The organism is Rhodococcus sp. HM1 (genome assembly GCF_023218075.1).
In the GTDB taxonomy this organism is placed as follows: Bacteria; Actinomycetota; Actinomycetes; order Mycobacteriales; family Mycobacteriaceae; genus Rhodococcus.
The window spans coordinates 1-16560 of record NZ_JALPTB010000100.1; the positions used below are offsets into that span (position 1 = coordinate 1).

At 68.1% G+C, this 16560-nt stretch carries 11 protein-coding genes and 2 pseudogenes; 8 read left to right on the top strand and 5 right to left on the bottom strand.

Going from position 1 to position 16560, the window contains the following annotated elements; all coding sequences use genetic code 11:
• The 4 genes and pseudogenes from M1M07_RS29825 to M1M07_RS29840 all read left to right on the top strand — a co-directional run.
• Positions 1-281: pseudogene (locus M1M07_RS29825) on the top strand (hypothetical protein); the annotation flags it as partial.
• Positions 282-291: 10 nt separating this feature from the next.
• Entirely contained in the window at positions 292-792 is a 501-nt protein-coding gene (locus M1M07_RS29830; RefSeq protein WP_248676472.1) for a nitroreductase/quinone reductase family protein, read from the top strand.
• A 79-nt stretch (positions 793-871) separates the two neighbouring features.
• Positions 872-4315: a bifunctional RecB family nuclease/DEAD/DEAH box helicase gene (locus M1M07_RS29835; protein ID WP_248676473.1), complete on the top strand. Its 3444-nt coding sequence runs from the start codon at positions 872-874 to the stop codon at positions 4313-4315.
• Between the two features lie 153 nt (positions 4316-4468).
• On the top strand, positions 4469-4825 hold the full coding sequence (locus tag M1M07_RS29840; protein ID WP_248676474.1) for a hypothetical protein: 357 nt from the start codon (positions 4469-4471) through the stop codon (positions 4823-4825).
• A 52-nt stretch (positions 4826-4877) separates the two neighbouring features.
• Here M1M07_RS29840 and M1M07_RS29845 read toward each other — a convergent pair whose 3' ends face one another.
• From M1M07_RS29845 to M1M07_RS29860, 4 genes are all read right to left on the bottom strand, one after another.
• Entirely contained in the window at positions 4878-6260 is a 1383-nt protein-coding gene (locus M1M07_RS29845) for a DUF4041 domain-containing protein (protein ID WP_248676475.1), read from the bottom strand.
• 86 nt (positions 6261-6346) lie between these two features.
• Complete coding sequence (locus M1M07_RS29850; protein ID WP_248676476.1) at positions 6347-7540, bottom strand: thiolase family protein; 1194 nt, start codon at positions 7538-7540, stop codon at positions 6347-6349.
• Positions 7541-7578: 38 nt separating this feature from the next.
• On the bottom strand, positions 7579-9303 hold the full coding sequence (locus tag M1M07_RS29855) for a class I adenylate-forming enzyme family protein (protein WP_248676477.1): 1725 nt from the start codon (positions 9301-9303) through the stop codon (positions 7579-7581).
• Positions 9304-9364: 61 nt separating this feature from the next.
• On the bottom strand, positions 9365-10879 hold the full coding sequence (locus M1M07_RS29860; protein WP_248676478.1) for a carotenoid oxygenase family protein: 1515 nt from the start codon (positions 10877-10879) through the stop codon (positions 9365-9367).
• Positions 10880-11093: 214 nt separating this feature from the next.
• Here M1M07_RS29860 and M1M07_RS29865 point away from each other — a divergent pair, with 214 nt between their 5' ends.
• The 4 genes and pseudogenes from M1M07_RS29865 (at position 11094) to M1M07_RS29880 (ending at position 15314) form a co-directional block, all read left to right on the top strand.
• Positions 11094-12335, top strand: coding sequence for an acetyl-CoA acetyltransferase (locus M1M07_RS29865; RefSeq protein WP_197252574.1), 1242 nt, complete (start codon positions 11094-11096; stop codon positions 12333-12335).
• 23 nt (positions 12336-12358) lie between these two features.
• Complete coding sequence (locus M1M07_RS29870) at positions 12359-13345, top strand: nitronate monooxygenase (protein WP_248676479.1); 987 nt, start codon at positions 12359-12361, stop codon at positions 13343-13345.
• A gap of 23 nt (positions 13346-13368) precedes the next feature.
• On the top strand, positions 13369-14304 hold the full coding sequence (locus M1M07_RS29875) for a helix-turn-helix domain-containing protein (RefSeq protein WP_197252579.1): 936 nt from the start codon (positions 13369-13371) through the stop codon (positions 14302-14304).
• 147 nt (positions 14305-14451) lie between these two features.
• A pseudogene (locus M1M07_RS29880) lies at positions 14452-15314 on the top strand (endonuclease domain-containing protein).
• Positions 15315-15329: 15 nt separating this feature from the next.
• Here M1M07_RS29880 and M1M07_RS29885 read toward each other — a convergent pair.
• Complete coding sequence (locus M1M07_RS29885; protein ID WP_197252576.1) at positions 15330-16406, bottom strand: porin PorA family protein; 1077 nt, start codon at positions 16404-16406, stop codon at positions 15330-15332.
• Positions 16407-16560 lie beyond the last annotated feature (154 nt).

Consider the following 16560-nt stretch of genomic DNA (forward strand, 5'->3'; position numbering starts at 1 on the left):
CGCGTCCGCTGCGGGACTACGTGCGCGGGCTTCCGCTGCACCAGCGCATCGAATGGTCGGCGTGGCTCGCCGTCGGTGTTCTGAACCTCGCGATCTGGGCCGTCGTCTCGCTCGCGGTCGGCGCACTGATCTACCCGTGGCCGGTGTGGGTGATCGGACCGTGGGCCCTGGTTCTGCTGGGTCGCACTGCGCTCGGCGTCGAGGGCGGCTGCACCGCGGCTCGTGCGCGGTTTCGGCAGCGGCCACTACCGAAACCGCGCACGAGCCCGACCAGCGAGTAGCGTCGTTCGCGTGCCACTGCGTCACGTGGATCCACACGAGACCCACGGCTCGCTGTACAAGGCGCTCGAACGCTTCGGACGAAGCCGGTTCGGGCAGTTCTACGCACGCAGCGTCGCCCGCCGCATCGACCCGTGGATGTATCGGATCTCCGGCGGATGGCTGACATCGCAGCGATGGACGGTCGCCAGCGCGCCCCTGCGAACCACGGGCGCCCGCACCGGACGCCCGCACGAGGTGCAGCTGGCCTACTTCCACGACGGGAGGACCCCGATTCTGGTCGCCTCCAACTTCGGCGGTTCGAAACATCCGCACTGGTACTACAACCTGCTCGCGTACCCCGAATGCGAACTCGGCGGCGACAGCTTCGTCGCCGCGGAGGTCACCGACCCGGACGAGTACGCCCGCCTGTTCGCCCTCGCGGAGCAGGTCTACGCCGGATACGGCGACTATCGCGCGACAACGGCGAGCTTCGGGCGGCACATACCCGTCTTGCGGCTCGAACCCCGTTAGCCGAAAAGCGCCCGGGTGTCTGGGATAGTCGACTCATGCGACCGCTGCACCCCGGAACCCAGCACCACGGAACTCGCTGATGTTCCTGCTCGACGACACGCTGGTGTACAGCGCCGGCGACCTCGCCCACGCCGCGACCTGCGAGTTCTCGCTGCTGCGGACGCTCGATGCGGCGCTGGGGCGGGGTGCGCAGACCGACACGGTCCCCGACCCGATGCTCGAGCGGGCCTTCGCGCTCGGCGATGCGCACGAGCAACGGACGCTGCGGGACTTCCAGGAACGATTCGGTGCCGGGGTCGCGATCATGTCGCGCCCGGAACACACCACCGACGGCTACGCGGCAGCGGCCGCCGCGACACTCGACGCCCTCCGCGCCGGAATCGACGTCGTCTACCAGGGCACCGTCTTCGACGGCCGGTTCGTCGGCTTCTGCGACTTCCTGGTCCGCGACGGCGACACCTACGCGGTCTACGACACGAAACTGTCGCGGCACACGAAGATTCCGGCACTGCTGCAGGTGGCGGCGTACGCGGATGCACTCGCCGCCGCGGGTGTCCCGGTGTCGTCCCACGCGCATCTGCTGCTGGGCGACGGAACCGACTCGGCGCACCCGGTCGCGGACATCGTTCCGGTGTTCGCGCTGCACCGCGCCCACCTGCAGGAACTCCTCGACGACCACCACCGCGCGGGTGCACCGGTGGCCTGGGGCGGTTCCGGGCACACCGCGTGCGGGCGCTGCCCGGCGTGTGAGCCGGAGGTGACGTCGAGCCGGGATCTGCTGCTCGTCGCGGGGATGCGGGCGACGCAGCGGGCCCGGCTCATCGCCGGAGGGATCACCACCGTCGACGACCTCGCCGCCCGCGAGGACCCGGTCCCGGGTATCGCCGCACGCACCTATGCGTCGCTGCGCGCCCAGGCCCTCGCGCAACTGGAGCAGGAGCGCACGGGCTCGGCCTACGTGGAGGTCTTCGCCCCGAACAGCCTCGGCGCCCTGCCGAAACCGGATGCCGGGGACATCTTCTTCGATTTCGAAGGGGATCCACTGTGGTGCAGGGACGACAGCTCGGACTGGGGACTCGAGTACCTGTTCGGCGTCGTCGAAGGGACCGCGCAGGACCCGGTGTTCCGGCCGTTCTGGGCCCACGATCGAGCCGAGGAACGACGCGCGTTCACCGAATTCCTCGACTACCTGACGGACCGGCGGCGGCAGTACCCGAACATGCACGTCTACCACTACGCGGCCTACGAGAAGTCGGCGCTGCTGCGGCTCGCCGGGAGACACGGAGTCGGCGAGGAGATCGTCGACGACCTGCTGCGCGGGGGTGTTCTCGTCGACCTCTACCCGGTGGTGCGGGCGTCGCTGCGGATCGGTGCGCCGTCGTACAGCATCAAGAAACTCGAACCGCTGTACACGACGAAGCGTGACGGCGACGTCACCGACGCGGCCACCTCCGTCGTCGCGTACGCCGACTACTGCGACCACCGGGACGCCGGCGACGACCAGGCCGCCGCGGAAGTGCTCGCGGGCATCGCCGCGTACAACAAGGACGACTGCGTCTCGACGATGCTGCTGCGGGACTGGCTGCTCGCGCGCGCCGACGAACACGGTGTCGCGACCACCGACCCCGTCGCGGTGACCGAAGCCGAGGAGACCGAACCCGACCCCCTCGAAACTGCCCTGCGCGAGTTCGCCGGTCCCGCAACACATGTGGACCGCACCGACGAACAGCAGGCCGCGGCGCTGATGGCCGCGTCGCTCGGCTACCACCGCCGCGAGCGGAAACCGTTCTGGTGGGCGCACTTCGACCGGCTGTCCGATCCCGCCGACGAATGGTCGGACACTCGCGACACGCTGGTCGCGGCGTCGGTGACGCTCCTCGACGACTGGCACAAGGCCACACCGCGGCAACGGAAACTGCGCCGCAACATCAGGTTCGTCGGTGAATTCGGCACCGGCAGCACCGTCGGACCGGGGACCACGGTGTACCTGCTCTACGACATTCCGGTGCCGGACGGACTGCTCGACGGGGGACCCGGAACCCGCGGATGGAGCACCGGCACGGTCGTCACCCGCACAACGGACGACCGTTTCCACGACGTGCTGGTCGTGGAGGAAACGCTGTCCACGGATTGCGACGAGTACACGCAGCTGCCGATGGCGATCACGCCCGGGCCGCCGATCCGGACGACTAGCATCGAAGCTGCGATCGTCGCGGCCGCCGACGAGATGTGCGGAACGCTGCCGCACCCGCCGGTCACGGCGGCGGTCGACGTGCTGCGCCGGATCCCGCCGCGCACCCGGTCGAATGCCGGCCTGCCCCCGGTGGTCGACGGCGACCACGCTGCCGCGATCACCGCCGCACTGCTCGACCTCGACGATTCGTACGTCGCGGTGCAGGGTCCGCCCGGCACCGGAAAGACCTACACCGGAGCACGCGTCGTCGCCACCCTCGCGCTCCGGCACGGATGGCGGATCGGTGTTGTTGCACAATCACATTCGGTGATCGAGAACATGCTCGACGGGATCATCGACGCCGGTGTCCCGGGTGATGCCGTCGCGAAGGCCAAGCCGAGGAAGACCGACCCGGTCTGGACCGCGTTCCCCGATGCCAAGGCAATGGCCGGGTTCCTCGACCACGCCGTCGGCGGCTGCGTCGTCGGCGGAACGGCATGGGATTTCACGAACCTGTCGTGCTTCGAGCCCGGCGGTCTCGACCTGCTCGTGATCGACGAGGCCGGGCAGTTCTGTCTCGCGAACACGGTCGCTGTCGCGCAGGCCGCGCGAAAGCTGTTGCTGCTGGGCGACCCTCAGCAGCTCCCCCAGGTCAGCCAGGGCACCCATCCCGAACCGGCGGACACCTCGGCACTCGGGTGGCTCGCCGAGGGGCACGGCGCCCTACCCGTAGACCGCGGCTACTTCCTGTCCCGCACATGGCGTATGCACCCAGCGCTGTGCGCGCGGGTATCGGACCTGTCGTACGAGGGTCGTCTGCTCTCGCAGGAGAACGTCACGGCCGCACGGTCGCTCGACGGGGTACCGCCCGGCGTGAGCACCGTCCTGGTCGAGCATCACGGCAACTCGACCGAATCGGTGGAGGAAGCGGACGAGATCACCCGGCGCATCCGGGACCTGCTGGGCACCCCGTGGCGCGACCCGAATTCGTTCGAGGGCACCCGCCCCCTCGACCAGGGCGATGTCCTGGTGGTCGCGCCGTACAACGCGCAGGTGATCGCGATCCGCGAGCGGCTGGCCGCGGCGGGACTCGACCGGGTCGACGTGGGAACGGTCGACCGGTTCCAGGGGCGTCAGGCCGCCGTCGTGTTCGTGTCGATGACCGCGTCTGCGCACGAGGACGTCCCGCGGGGCATGTCGTTCCTGTTGTCCCGCAACCGGCTCAACGTCGCGCTCTCACGCGGGAAGTGGCACGCGGTCGTCGTGCACTCCCCCGCCCTGACCCGGTATCTGCCGGGCACACCGGAGGGACTGGCCGAACTCGGCGCGTTCCTCCGGCTCACCCGCTGATCCTGGAGGTTCCGCGGTCCCAGCACGTCGACTACTCCGCACGGATCGCCATTGCGGACGATGGAACGGGCTTTCTTGACGGCCTGTCCAACGGAACCGGCGATCAGACGCGGACGCATCGACAACACCTAGAAGCTCTCTGTGAACGCCCCGATGGCCCCGACCCTTAACCTCGAGAACCTCGAGTCCGTGATCAGTGACGACACCCCCAGCGGCGACCAACTCCTCCGTACACTCGACGAACGCCTCGCCCTTGCCACCATCCGCGCCACCGAGGCCGGCCACCCCACGCTCGGCACAGTCGAACTCACTATCTCCGAGCTGGCCCAACTCCTCGAGATGCAACGCCAGGCCGACGCCCGGCTCCTCGCCGCCGAGTTCGCCGCCGGCCGCCATGCCCACCACATGCGCCGCAAGAACGACATGCTTCTGTCCATCGAGCTGCCCCTCATCGGCCAGACCGGCCCGCTCGTCGAGGTCCTCGACGGTATCCTCCACGGCGACCGTTGACCAGCAGAAAGAGAACCACCCCGGTCAGCTCATGCCCGGGCCCTCCTGCCGGTCAAAATGAGGCGTCCTTCTTTCCGATGCTGACCAGGTATTCTTCGGCCTCGGGTTCCTCAGTGAAGGAGATGACCTCCCCGACGTGCTCACGGAGCACCTCGAGTACTTCGGCCGGGGTGGCATAGAAAAATTCTCGTCGCGGATTGACCTTGTTGACCCGGCGGTCGGCGAACGCCTCGTGCAGCTTGCCCTCGACACCGACGGCATCATCGGCGAAGAACAGGGCGTGCACGTCGAACCGGAACGGCACCGACGCATCGCCGAGCTCGCGGACCCGGTCCATCGGGTCGAGTCGGCGGGTCATACCGATCTTGACCATGCTGACTCCGAAAGCACCCATGTTGGAGATGACGTAGACGAATCCGGCCCGGACATTCGCCGCCCGGTAGTCGACGTCGTCGAGAGCTCGCTGAACGTCGCCGAGCTTGTCGCGCAACCGCTGTGCCCCGTCGACGTCCCCGGAGGCTTCGAGCGCGGCCAGGGCCCCCTGGTAGTGAGCGAATTCCTTCTCCAGTTTGGCCCGTTCGGCGGCGAATTCCTGTTCGGCCTTGCGTGCCTCACGCAGTTCCTCCTTCCGGGCCCGTTCGGCTTCCTTCTCCTCCTGAACCTTCATGTGTACGTCGGCGGCGAGCTCGAGTTCCCGCAGCCGTAGCCGGTGGTAGTGATCGGTGACCCGCAGCGCGATCATCTGCCCCTGGCGGGCGATCTGGTCGGCGGCTTTGAACAGCCGCTCGCTGGCGGCGGCAAGGTTGCCTGCCTTGACGGTCTTGACGCAGTTCTCCGCCTCGGCGTTGTAGGCGCGCAGCATGATCTTCGACATGTCCGCCACGAACTTTCGTCCCTGGGCGGCAGAGTTGTTGAAGGTGAAGTTCGCCGTGGCGCTGATAGCGGTCTTGTCGCGTACGGCCTGCTTGATCGCCGCTTGGACACGCAGCAGCTCGTCCTTGAGCTGCACGGAGGTCTCGGCAGGATGGTGATACCGATACAGGCCCACCGCCTGCAGGTCCTGCTGCACCCGGGTTTCGATGAGCTCGCTGCGGGACGCCGCGATCCGCGCGGTCAGGTCTGACTGCTCGGTGCGCAGGGCAGCAACCTCCGCGGTGAGCCGGGTGGTTTCGGCGTCGAGGGCTGCTACCCCGCCGAGTCCCATGCTGTCGACGAGCCGTTGCAGCCGGTCGACTTCCGCCTGCAGTTCCTGGGCCCGCTTCTTGGCGTTGAACACCGAGATCGGACGGTGCGCCGGGGCGGCAGAGGCCTCGACGTCCGGGACTGGCTGCGCGGGCGGGAGCGGTTGGGTCACCGCGGTCCACTGGTATCCGTCCCACCAGCGCAGCTGAGGGTGTCCTTGGGGGTCCGGGTGCCAGCCCGCGGGTGCAGTCATGGCACAGATCTATCAGACCGAGCAGTCACCCCATCGAACCGACTGTGGGGAGGCGTGTGCCCCTCGGCGAAAGCGGCCCGCTCCCCTCACACCCGCTGCACGACGACCGCCGCCCCGAGACCCAGACCACCGGGAATCACGAGCAGGGCGAACTCCCCGTCGGTGCGGGCCAGCTCGTCCAGGGCGTTGACGAGCAGCATCCCTCCGCTCGCGCCCAGCGGATGTCCCGTCGCGACGGCGCCGCCGTTCGGATTCACGCGCGCGGGGTCCAGGCCGAGTTCCCGGGCGACCAGCAGCGGCGACACTGCGAACGATTCGTTGGCCTCGACGACGTCGAGGTTCGCGGCCGTGATCCCGGCACGATCCAATGCGGCGCGGGCCGCGGTCATGCCCGCGGTCAGTCGTGGCGAGCGCACCGCCGTCTGGGTGACCGCGACGATCCGCCCGATCGGGTCCGACCCCGCGACCTCCCGGGAGCGCCCCGACCCGAGTACGAGGGCCGACGCACCGTCGGCGAGTTGCGGCGCGGTCCCCAGCGTGTGCAGGCCGCCGGTGGGCCGGAGCGAATCGGGTAGTTGCCGCGCGACGCGCTCCCAGGACGGATCCTCCCCGAACAACGTTCCGAGAGCAGCGAATCCGTCGAGGGTTGCGTCGGCGCGTGCTCCTTCGTCCCGGTCCAGCACGACGGTGTCGCCGGACGTGATCGGGACGATCGACGCGGATGTCGCGGAGGCGGCGGAACGCCGATGCGACGTCACCGCGTAGCTGTCGAGATCCTCGCGGGTGAAGCCCGCGTCGGCCGCGGTCAGGTCCGCCGCGACACCGATGGTCACGTACCCGGTGACGTCCTGCAACGGACCCTCGTAGGCGAACGCAGGTTTGTCGGTCAGCATCGGCACCCGCGACATGGACTCCACCCCACCCGCGACGACGACGTCGTGCATTCCGGACGCGACCTTCGCTGCGGCGGTGCCGATCGCGTCGAGCCCGGAGCAGCACAGCCGCGACACCACCCCACCCGGAACGGTGTCGGGCCACTGCGCCCACAGGGCCGCGGCGCGGGCGACGTCGCCGCCCTGGTCACCGGCGGCCGTGCTGGTGCCGATGACGATGTCGTCGACCCGTTCGGCGTCGAGTCCCCTCGCCTGCAGGGCGCGCAGCAGCGTCGCGAGAAGTTCGTATGCGGGCACGTCGGTCAGGGTTCCGCCGCCGCGCCGGACGCGGCCCTTGGGTGTCCGGACCGCGTCGTAGACGAAGACGTCCGAGCTGAACTGGGACAAGAGATCTCCACTTCAGGAACAGAGGGATGGTGCGGGACTCAGTCGACGGACGTAGGTGTCCGGCGCAGTTCACGCTTGAGAAGCTTGCCGACGGCGTTGCGGGGAAGCACCTCTCGGACCTCGAGGCGCTCGGGAAGCTTGAACGAGGCGATCTTCCGTTCCTTCAGGAACGCCACCAGTTCGTCGAGGGTCAGCGATGCGCCGGCACGGCACACGACGACCACGGCCACCTTCTCGCCGAGCACGGTGTCGGGATCACCGACGACGGCGACCTCCGCCACCGCCGGGTGCTCGGCGATGATGCCCTCGAGTTCGACCGGCGCGATGTTCATGCCACCGCGGATGATCAGGTCCTTGCTGCGGTCGACGTAGCGCAGGTACTGGTTCCGGTCGCCGGCGATCTCGAAGATGTCGCCGGTCTTCAGGTATCCGTCGTCGTCGAACGGACTGGGGAGGTCCGCTCCCCCGATGTATCCGGGGAAGACGGCGGGGCCCGCGATCCGGAGTTCGCCGGGCCGGCCCGGTTCGGTGATCTCCTCACCGGTCGTGAGGTCGACGAGCCTGACGCTGACGCGTTCGGCGAACCTCGACGACCACCGGATGCCGTCGGCTCCGTAGCGGGGGAAGAACTGCGCTCGGATGTCGGGGTCGGGGAAGTCCTCGGGACTCGACAGCAGCGACACACCCTCGTTGGAGCCGAAGAAGTTGATGACGCTGAGCCCGAACCGTTCCTGCCACCCGCGCACCATCGCCGGTTGCAGCGGCGCCGAACCCGAGCCGATCCGGGTCAGGCTGGACAGGTCGATCTTCGCGAGCAGGTCCTCGTTGTTCAGGAGCATCCACATCAGCGCCGGCGGCGCGATCGTGTAGGTCACGCGCTCGACCGCGATCTGCCGGAAGAAGGTGGGCGCGTCGAAGGGATGGTGTTGCACGAGCCTCGCCCCCATGACGAGCCACGGCAGCAACATGCCGTTGATGCCCGCCATGTTGATCATGGGGAACGGGTTGAGCAGCACGTCGTCGCCCGTCACGCGGGGTGCGTCGATCGTCGCGATCGAGAAGGCGAGCCAGTCGTAGTGGGTCCGCTGCACCCCCTTCGGTTCGCCCTCGGTGCCGGAGGTCCAGCAGATCGTGACGCAGTCGTTGGGATCGTTCGGGTCCGCGCTACGCAGCGCTTCGACCCGTCCCCTGTCGGTGTCCGAGGCCGGACCCGGGACGATGTGCGCGTCGGCCGTTCCCGAATTCTCCTCCGCCGCACCGATCGTCAGGACAGACCGCAGGGACGGAATCGTGTGCCGCACCGCGACGACTTCCGCGGCGGTCGGACGGCCGCCGAACTTCTCCACGGTCAGCAGGGTCGCGAAGCCGCCCTTGTTCGACATCGTCACGATCTCGTGTTCGCGATACTGCATCGCCAGCGGCGACACGACGGCGCCGATCGACCACGCGGCGAGGTACACCTCGACCAGTTCGACGGAATTGGGGAGTTGGACGCCGACGACATCGCCGCGACCGATTCCGTGGTCGAGCAGTCGCGCCGCGAGGTGGACGACCTCGGATTCGAGTTCGTTCCACGTGAGGCGCCGGGGCTGCGATCCGACGAGGTCGGCCCGGTTGGCCGGGTCGACGATCGCGGTGGCGTCACCGCGCGCGCTCACCTGCTCGCGGAACACCCGGTCGAGCGTGTGATCCGTCCACCATCCGCGCCGGACGTAGTCGTCGACGCGCTCTTTCGGATGCAGGCCTCGGTGTGGCTGAGCCATGTGCCACCTTTCCTTCTCGACTGTGCGAACTGGGGTTACGGGGAGAACGGATCCGCGGTGCCTACAGGCCGATCGTCTGCGCCGGGTCGTCGGCGGCGCGCCAGCGCCGGAGTTCTTCGCCCGCCGCCCACGTGGAATGGGTTCCGCTCGAAATTCGTTCGGGCAGGCGCAGTTTGCAGACCGGTCCGTCTCCGACTGCCGCCGCGTCGAACACCAGACAGTAGGAGGCGTCGTCGTTCATATCGGTGGTGAGCGTGACGAGGTATCCGTCGTCCTCGGATGTGCTGCCCACCCGCGGAGCCATCGACGTCTCGCTGCCGTACACGCCGTCACCGAACGAACAGCTCTCCTCGGCGCCGGTGCGCACGTCGTGCTTGACCAGGCCGTTGAACAGGAACCGTCCCGGCACACCCGTCGCCGCGTAGACGTAGCGATGCTCGCGTCCGCCGAGCGTGTTGTTGATCATGCCGAACTCGGTGATCGTGTCGGTGAGGGGCTCTTCCTTCACCGCTCCGGTGACGAGATTGAAACGCCAGCGGTGCAGCCGGGTCTGCAGGTAGTCCAGTGCGAGGAACCGGAATGCCCGCTGCTGCTCCGTCAGTCCTTCGGGCGAGGGTTCGGGGGCGCCCTGGTAGAAGCCGTCGAGCACGATTTCGTCGCCGTCCTCGTAGGCGTTGGCGAAGTGCAGGACGTAGGTCGGGTCGGCTTCGAACCACTTGATGTCCGACGTCTGCCCGCGACGGGGGATGACCGCGAACCGGGCGGGCATGTCGCGATGGAACTTCGGTGCGTGGACGCCGCGCTCGAGCAGCCGCGGATCCCAGAACAACGGCAGATCGTTGAGGATCGCGTAGTTCTCGGTGAAGGCCATGTCGTGCGGCAGGCGCGGACCGGGGAGCGGGATGTCGACGTAGTGCACGAGGTCGTTGTTCTCGTCGACGACGCCGTACTTCATGTACGGCGCCTCCTTGCTGTAGTTGAAGAACAGCATTTCACCGGTCGTTTCGTCGACCTTCGGATGCGCCGACACACCCCAATGGAAGGGGAAACTCCCGTTCCAGTCCTCCTTGCCCAGGGTGCGTGCCGAGTACGGATCGAGGCGGTACAGATCGCCGCACTGCCAGAAGCTCGTCAGCGCACGCCCGCGATGGACGACGACGTCGGTGCTCGACGCGTCCTTCATCCTCCGCCGCGCGCCCCAGCCGTCCTCACGTTCGGCCCACTCGGGCATTTCCGAGGCACCCGCCCACAGGGCACGGCCCGCTTCGTTCTCGGCGAGAAGGCCGTCCGTGCGCACGAAACGGTTGCGGTAGAACGCCTTCCCGTCCCGGAAACCCACGACGTGGATCATGCCGTCGCCGTCGAACGGGTGGTATCTCCGCACCGCCGGATGGAGCGGATTCTCGGTGTTGCGCAGGTACACACCGTCCAGGTCCGTGGGGACCTGCCCCTCGACGACCTCGAGATCGTCGGCCTTCCATTCGGTGGTCTGCGGCCGCCACGGGCCCGTGCGGTAGGGGTGATCGTCGTCCTCGGGAAGGGTCGACAGCAGTCGGCCGACGATCTCGATATCCATGATGGCCTTCACCTTTCGCATCGGGCTGGCGCGGCATCCCGGCGTGGGCTTCGGGGCGCGCCTTCGTTCTACAACTAAGAGAGTGACTAACGACACGTGCCATTGTCAAGACGCCCTCGACAATCCCCCTCGACGGAAGAGGACTTCCCATTTCCCGCAAACTCTTATAGTTGTAGTAACGATTGCAGTTCACACAGCCCGAAAGCAGAGACCCATGAGCCCTGAACCGGTGTGGATCGCCGGCGGATACCAGTCCGACTTCTCCCGAAACCTCTCCAAGGACGGTCTCGACCTCGACGCACTGACCGCCGAAGTCGCCCGCGGTGCACTCGACGCCGCGAACATCCCGATCGCCGACATCGACGTCGTCCACGTCGGAAACGCGTTCGCGCAGGTGTACACGGGTCAGGGCCACCTCGGTGCGATGCCGGCCTCGGTCCTCCCCGATCTGTGGGGTGTGCCGGCCACCCGCCACGAGGGCGCCTGCGCGTCCGGATCCCTGGCGATCCTCGCGGCGATGGCCGATCTCGAATCCGGGCGATACGACTGCGCCCTGGTCGTCGGCGTCGAACTCGAAAAGAACGTGCCCGGCGACCTCGGTGCGAAGAACATGTCCGGCGCTGCCTGGATCGGGCACGAGGGTCAGGATGCCAAATTCATGTGGCCCTACATGTTCAGCCGCATCGCCGACGAGTACGACAAGCGGTACGGTCTGGATCCCGGGCACCTGTGGAGCATCGCCGAGCTGAACACCCGCAACGCCCGCTCCAATCCGAACGCGCAGACCCGCGGATGGCAGTTCGGTCCGGCGTCCTTCACCGACGACGCCGACGCCAACCCGGTCGTCGAGGGCCGGTTGCACAAGGTCGACTGCGGTCCCCTCACCGACGGCGGCGCCGCGGTCGTCCTGATATCGGACCGGTACCGCCGCGCCCACACGGAAACAGCCGAACAGAAAGACCTTTCGCGCATCCTCGGCTGGGGCCACCGCACCGTCGGGCTGCTGCTCGAGGAGAAGCTCGCCCGCAGCGCCGACGAGCCGCTGATGTTCCCCCACGTGTCCGCCGCGATCGGGGATGCCTTCACGCGCGCCGGCATCAGCGGGGTCGACGACCTCGACCTCATCGAGACCCACGACTGCTTCACCGCCAGCGAATACATGGCGATCGACCATTTCGGCATCACGAAACCCGGCGAGAGCTGGCGCGCAATCGAATCCGGAGAACTCGAGATCGGCGGGCGCATCCCGATGAATCCGAGCGGCGGCCTGCTCGGCGGCGGGCATCCCGTCGGCGCAACCGGTGTGCGCATGCTCCTGGACTGCCACAAGCAGGTCACCGGGACGGCAGGCGACTACCAGGTGCCCGGCGCCGCCCGCGCCGGAATGCTCAACTTCGGTGGAAGCACCACCACCACAGTCAGTTTCGTCGTCGGACGAGACCGATCGGAAAGATGACCATGACAACAGCATTCCGTCCGGTGACACGCTTCGAGAATCTGCGCCTGCCGGTCGTGGCGGCACCGATGTTCCTCGTCTCCGGCCCCGACCTGGTGGTCGCCGCCTGCGAGGCGGGCATCGTGGGATCCTTCCCCAGCCCGAACTGCCGCACCACCGCGGACCTCGACGAGTGGATGGGCACCATCCGCGACCGCCTCGCATCGTCCCGCACCGCGCCGGCGCCGTGGGCACTGAATCTCGTCACCCACCGGACCAACACACGTCTCGCCGACGACCTGCGGCTCGTCGCCGAACACCGGCCCGACATCGTGATCACGGCCCTCGGTTCTCCCGCCCCGGTGATCGACGTCGTCAAGTCGTACGGGGGAACGGTCATCGCGGACGTCGTGAACATCGCGCTCGCCCGCAAGGCCGCAGAGGCAGGTGTCGACGGGCTCGCGTGCGTGTCCGCCGGCGCGGGCGGTCACACCGGTCACCTGTCGCCCTTCGCGTTCATCTCCGCGGTCCGGGAGTTCTTCGACGGGATCGTGACCGTCGGTGGGGCCGTCACCGACGGGGCCGGTATCGCCGGGGCGGTCGCCGCGGGCGCCGACCTCGTCTACATGGGCACCCGTTTCCTGGCCGCCACCGAGAGCATGGCCGCGCCGGAATACAAGCAGATGGTCGTCGACCACGGTCCCGACGATCTGATCGTGAGCGCGGGCATCACCGGGACTCCCGCGTCGTGGCTGCGCCCGAGCCTGGTCGCCAACGGATTCGATCCCGACAACCTGGTTTTCGGTGCCGAGCGATCCTACGATGTGGCATCCGACGGTCCCGCCCGCTGGAAGGATGTGTGGGCGGCCGGCCAGGGGCTGCAGACGATCAAGTCGGTCGAGCCGGTCGCGGCTATCGTCGACCGGCTCGAATCCGAGTTCGCCGCAGCCACCACGCGATTCGTCGGACACGGCTACGGTACGGCGGCCGGGGCACCGGCACCGGATCGAGCACAGGAACGGCACCACTAGAGTCAGCTGACGTGGCCGAACGAATGTTCACCGAGCTTGCCGAGGGCGGCGACAACGCGATCGCCGTCACCCTCGGTGTGCTCGGCGACGAATGGAATCTGTGGATCCTGCGTCACGCGGTCGCGGGGTGCCGGCGCTACGGCGACTGGATCGCACAAGGTTCGATCTCGAATTCCGTTCTGTCGAAACGCCTCACCCAGCTGACCGAACTCGGCCTGCTCGACAAGGTGCGTTATTCGGACCATCCCGTCCGCTTCGAGTACCCGCTCACTCCGCGCGGGCTCGCCGTCTGGCCCGTGCTGCTGAGCATGTGGGCATGGGAGCAGACGTGGTCGCCCGAGTCCGCCGACGTACTGCCGTCGATGCGGCACGCCGCCTGCGGCGCGACGTTCACACCGGTTCTGGTCTGTCGCGCGTGCGGTGAACCCTGCGACCGGCACGACGTGTCGGCGGATCTCGGCCCGAGTGCCGACTGGTCGCGCAGCGTGCCGGCGTCGATCGGCCGTCGCCGGTCCACGTCGGTGCGGCAACCGTCCCAGGTGCTGCCGCACACGATGGAGCTGCTGGGAAACCGGTGGTCGGCCGCGATGATCGGGGCGTTGTTCCTGGGCGCCCGCCGGTTCGGCGAACTGGCGGAACGCACCGGCGCGCCGCCGGCGATGGTCGCCGACCGGCTCCACAGACTCGAGGACCTCGGGGTCGTCGAGACGTCACCGAACCCGACGCGGCCGGATTGGGTGACCTACGGCCTCACCGCCAAGGGTGAGGCGTTCTTCCCCGTCGTCGCGCTGATGATCGACTGGGGTCAGCAGTGGTTCCGGGCACCCGAAGGTCCCGCGATCCTCTTCCGGCACGTGTTGTGCCGGAAGGACTTCCATCCGGTCCTTCAGTGCAGTGTCTGTTCGCAGGCGCTGCGTGGCCGGGAGGTCCTGATCGAGCCCCCGGCTTCCGGCACCTGACGAGCGGGAGGTTGTGCGCGAAATCCTCGGGAATATCGCGCACAACCTCCCTCTCACCCGTCACAGACCTGTGGACAACATCGAAGTTGTACACATGTGCGCCCAGCGGGTTTTCGCGATCGGACGCGGCCGCGCACGCTGGGCATCATGATCGACTTGGACGAGCTGTTCCGGGGTTCGGAGGCCCTCGACGCTGGAATCGTCACCAGGTACGGCCTCGACCGGCACTTCGTACGTCTGCACCGCGACGTGCACATCCGCCCGGGGATCGCGCCGACAGCGCGACTGCGAGCGAAGGCCGCGTGGATGTGGTCGAACCGCAGCGGGATCCCGGCAGGACTGTCGGCGGCCGCGATGCACGGGTCGCGGTGGATCGACCCACACGCACCCGCGGAACTGCTCAGGGACGGTCATGTGCGGTCGGTGCCCGGCATCGTGGTTCGTACTGCACGGGACGTGGAGACGTGCGTGGTCGACGGGATGACCGTGACATCACCGGCGCAGACGGGCTACGACCTGGCGCGGCGTCATCGTCCCACCGTCGCGTGCATCGAGATGCTCGACGCGCTGTGCAACGCAACCGGATTGAAGGTCCGCGATATACAGGACGTCGCGGCGACACATCGGGGTGACCGGGGCATCGGCGGCCTGGATCGGATACTCGCCCTCGTCGACGGGGGCGCCGCGTCGCCTCCCGAGACGCACACGCGGCTGCTGTTGATCCGTGCGGGATTGCCCGCCCCGGAAACACAGATCGAGGTGTTCGACGGTGACCGCTTCGTGGCGCGGGCGGACCTGGGGTGGAAACAGTGACGGGTGCTCGTCGAGTACGACGGCAGCCACCACTGGACCGATCCGGCCCAGCGCACGAGCGACATCGAACGCTATGCCTACTCCCGGAACTGGGTTGGACGGTCATCCGGGTGGGTGCGGACCTGCTCGACCGGCGATCCGGGGTCCTCGTCGAGCGGGTCCGTGATGCCCTGCGTCGTGCAGGCGCTCCCGTGTAAGACACGAGCCTCGGGTCAGGACTCCGACCCGGTGGACTCCAGGACCTCGCCGCTCGCGTCGTCGGCCTCGCCTGCCGGCGGAGACGCCGGCTCCGGGCGGCGGCGCAGGAACGCCACGACGATCAGCACGACACCGATCACGGTGAGCAGCAGCGGCAGCCACTTCGAGACGATGTCGAGCATGGTCTCCGACGAGGACAGCTTCGAGGCCGTGTCCGCGACCGATGCGTCGTCGGTGCCCACGACGGCGCGGGACAGGTCGAGCAGCGGGATCAGCTCTTCCCCGGCCTGCATGTTGAGCACGGTGGTCTGATCCTGGACGGAGCGCACCGTGCTTCCGAAGCGGGTGTCGATGTTCAGATCGACCGTGGTGTCGGCGGTGAGCACGACGGGCACGAGATCGGGCTGGGCCGCCAGCGCCGCGGTGATCGGCTGCGCCTTCTCGGGCGGCAGGACACCGGCGAGAACCTGGAGGATCTGCTTGGGAAGGACCGATCCGTCACCCACGCCGGCCATCGCGGCGATCCCGGCCTGCGCCGGAGCGAGCACCGCGGGGTCGGCGATCGGCGCTGTGAGGTGGCCCCGCAGGTCGAAGACCTCGCGACCCTCGAGGACCGAGTCTCCGACGTGCTCGAGCGGAATGGGTTCGCGAGTAACGGTGTCGTACAGCGCGTTGCCGTCCGGCGAGGGGTTCATCGGCAGGGAGAAGACCATGGCGCCCTTCTGGTCCTCCACCTCGAAACCCTCGGGTGCCGGCTGCTGGGAGTAGTCGACCCGGCTGAGCGCGTAGGTGTGGGCCGACGTGGAATCCCCTGTGGGTCGATGGGTTTCGGCGACGCTCGTGATGACCGCGACGTCCCCGTCCACGTGGTCGACCTCCACGTGCCGCGTCACGGTGAACTCGACGCCGTCCCCGAGGGCGAACTTGCTGGGGTCGAACGACTGCAGGCTGCCCGTGTAGGTCGACCGGCCGTCGAGTTCGGTGGGCATCTTCGTCATCGACGGGACGAGGACGAATCGGATCAGCCCTGCGGCTGCGATGAGTAACACTCCGACGATGGCGAGTACGAGCGACGAACGACGCAAAGACACGTGGTCCTCCTGAGATTGCAGACAGCACCGGTCCACGGACCACCGATACTACGGAGACCGCCCGGTACTGCCGAAATACGTATTTGAATGCGCTGCAACGGATTCGGGCCACCGTTGCAGGATTCCGACCCCTGCGGGCGCCCCCGCGCCCCAC